This is a genomic window from Bacillus sp. 7894-2 (genome assembly GCF_002272225.1).
Classification (GTDB): Bacteria; Bacillota; Bacilli; order Bacillales; family Cytobacillaceae; genus Cytobacillus.
In genome coordinates, this window is record NZ_NPDG01000042.1 from 1 (window position 1) to 3,065 (window position 3,065).

Consider the following 3,065-nt stretch of genomic DNA (forward strand, 5'->3'; position numbering starts at 1 on the left):
TTTATATACCGATTATAGCATGACCTTTTAAGGTTTATCCCCCCGGAGATGAAATAACTCAAATGTGATCCCCATTGAAGGTATTGAAAACTTTATATACAATATAGAGGTATAGAGAACTTTAGGATTTCGGGTGGCTGTTGATGAACCGGGTGCAGGGCGAATGCTTTAACCAGGAGCCTGAAATCTTCATAGGAGGAACGAAGCGTTATGTATTTCGTAGACAGGGAAAAGATTGAAGACACACTCAGTTATCTGGAACAGCAAATCTCTCTTTTTGAAGAAGTGAAAGAGTGGACATCCCCTATTGAAAAGGCAGCATTGGAACGGATTGCCCAAATTATGATCGAAGCAATCCTTGATACCGGAAATACGATGATTGACGGTTTTATCATGAGGGATCCAGGCAGCTACGATGATATCGTGGATATTCTTGATGATGAAAAAGTAATCAGCAAGGAAATGAGCGAGAGCTTTAAACAATTCATTACATATCGTAAAATGCTCGTCCAAAACTACACAGATGTCAATCATGAGGGACTAAAAGCAGCGATTAGCAGCCATATCCCCATGATTAAAGAGTTTCCAGGCCGGGTCAGAGAGTATTTGATCAATGAACTAGGACCGGTTTCTGCATTTAAACCTCAATAAGGGTCGGAGAAATCCGATCTTTTTCTCCAGGGCAGATTAGTCTTGAATAAAGAGAAGGGCGTGAATATCATGCATATCGGAGAAAACTCCACAAGAGATATGATTCTGAGGATAATCAAAACAGCGGGAAAACGATCCATACTGGAAATGGCCCAGGAGCTGAAAATATCCGAAATGGCCGTCAGAAAGCATATTCAGGTTCTTGAAAAGGATGGATTTATTACATCTTCAATCCAGAGACAGACAAAAGGGCGCCCTTCAAAGCTTTATCAGCTAACAGCAAAAGGAGAAGATTTGTTTCCAAAAAAATACAAGCAGCTAAGTGTTGAATTATTAACCGAACTAAAAAGTATGGGGCAGGGCCATTTAATTACTGAGTTGTTTTCCAGGAGAAAAAGCCGCCTCATACAGCAGTATGAGTTTCAGACAGCGGGGAAGTCATTCTCTGAAAAGCTTCAAATCCTGGAGGAGCTCCTTCTGCTTGAAGGCTTTATGCCGGAAGTTCGTTTAGAGGAAGGTCAGGTCCACCTAAAAGAATTCAATTGTCCATATATTGAAACAGCAGAAGAATTTAAACAAATCTGCAGATCTGAAAAGGAATTTATTAAGGATTTCCTTTCTGCTGATAAGGTTGATATCAAATCCTGTATGGCTGCGGGTGACGGGTGCTGTCATTATATAATAAAGCAAGATTAAGCGAGGCTCCTGTTTAGGGAGTTTTTTTTTGCGGGAATTACTCCTGCAATCGTGAAAAATTGCACAATTCACCCTGTTCCTTTAAGATATCTTGTATGGGCGAAAGCCAATTGAAAAGTAATAATTATTGGGATACTAATCAAAGCTCAGATCATTATGGGAGGAATATTTTTGAAAAAATATAAAGGATACTTAATCGATTTAGATGGCACTATGTATCGCGGGACAGAGCTGATCAGTGAGGCGGCTGACTTTGTCAAAAAACTTCAGGAACTGGGTCTGCCTTATTTGTTTGTGACAAATAATTCTTCAAGAACACCAGGCCAGGTGGCGGATAAGCTTGTGAAGTTTGGCATTCCGGCTGAAGAGAGACAGGTATTTACAACGAGCATGGCCACTGCCAGCTACATATATGAACAGCAAAAAGATGCTTCTGTATATGTGATCGGAGAAGAAGGAATACGGGAAGCGCTGTCTGAAAAAGGGCTAAGCTTTGGAGAGGAGCATGCAGACTTCGTTGTGGTGGGAATTGACCGTTCGATTAACTATGAAAAGCTGTCCATCGCCTGTCTGGCTGTCCGGAATGGGGCAACATTCATTTCCACAAACGGGGATATTGCCATTCCGACAGAAAGAGGCCTGCTGCCTGGAAATGGGTCACTAACGTCTGTCATCACTGTATCGACACAAACACAGCCTGTATTTATTGGAAAGCCGGAATCAATTATTATGGAGCAGGCTTTGAAGGTGCTGGGAACTGCCAAGGAAGAAACGCTGATGGTGGGAGATAACTATGATACGGATATCTTAGCAGGAATGAATGCCGGTATGGATACCATGCTTGTCCATACGGGGGTAACAACAAAAGAATTATTGAAGGGATACGAGAGACAGCCGGACTATGTATTCGAATCACTGGCAGATTGGGACTTCAAATAGAAAAAAGGATGGAAAAACTCCATCCTTTTTCTATTCCACATTTTCAGCACTATGTGCAAGTCTGCTCGAAGCGGCTGCCGCAATAGCTCCTACAATATCATCAAGGAAGGTATGGCATCTGCCTGAACTCTTATCGTTCAGATCCTTCAGAATGCCCGGCTTCAATTTATCGATATACCCGAAATTGGTAAATCCGATGGAACCATATACGTTTACAATGGATAAGGCCAATACCTCATCTGCACCATATAATCCTTCATCTGTAGCGATAATTGATTGCAGCGGTTCCAGGAGTTTCTTTTCCTCGGCCAGCATATCCAGCTGAATTCCCGTCAAAATGGCATTTTGCACTTCTCTTTTTGATAAGACACGCTCCACATTATAAATGCAATCCTTCATCTGCAAATCGGGGTGATATTTCTCCTGGAGGAAGAACACCAAATCAGCTATATCCTGTATTTCTACCCCTCGTTCATGTAGCCATTTACGTGCTGTCTGCTCTGTAAGATTAACTGCTTTTTTTTCTTCATTCATTGGCTTCACCTTTTCTGGTTTATAAGTGATTGCGGTACGTTCATCAGGCCTTTTAATGACCTATGCTGCTCACTTTTAGATTCTTTTCACTATGTATATACCCTTTTTTTATCAAATATGCCCACTGCCGCTCAAACGGAAAAAATTCATTTTCTATATCATTTCCATGGTACACAGTCTTATCCAAGAAAACAACAAGTTTTAAAGTCTTCTATCATATACATTCCTTAAGGATCTTATTAAAT

At 41.1% G+C, this 3,065-nt stretch carries 4 protein-coding genes; 3 read left to right on the forward strand and 1 reads right to left on the reverse strand.

Features of this window, described 5'->3' with window-relative positions; genetic code table 11:
• The first annotated feature begins 210 nt into the window (after positions 1-210).
• From CHI10_RS07070 to CHI10_RS07080, 3 genes are all read left to right on the forward strand, one after another.
• Complete coding sequence (locus tag CHI10_RS07070) at positions 211-651, forward strand: DUF86 domain-containing protein (protein WP_076258790.1); 441 nt, start codon at positions 211-213, stop codon at positions 649-651.
• Between the two features lie 42 nt (positions 652-693).
• A complete protein-coding gene (locus tag CHI10_RS07075; RefSeq protein ID WP_286137227.1) occupies positions 694-1,347 on the forward strand; it encodes a helix-turn-helix transcriptional regulator in 654 nt (217 codons plus the stop codon).
• Between the two features lie 171 nt (positions 1,348-1,518).
• Positions 1,519-2,286 (forward strand): TIGR01457 family HAD-type hydrolase, encoded by a 768-nt coding sequence (locus CHI10_RS07080; protein ID WP_095243594.1) that lies wholly within the window; start codon positions 1,519-1,521, stop codon positions 2,284-2,286.
• A 30-nt stretch (positions 2,287-2,316) separates the two neighbouring features.
• On the opposite strand, the gene CHI10_RS07085 is transcribed toward CHI10_RS07080, so the two are convergent.
• The gene (locus tag CHI10_RS07085) at positions 2,317-2,820 is read right to left on the reverse strand and encodes a phosphatidylglycerophosphatase A family protein (RefSeq protein ID WP_095243595.1); all 504 of its coding nucleotides are present in this window, start codon (positions 2,818-2,820) and stop codon (positions 2,317-2,319) included.
• Positions 2,821-3,065: the final 245 nt, after the last annotated feature.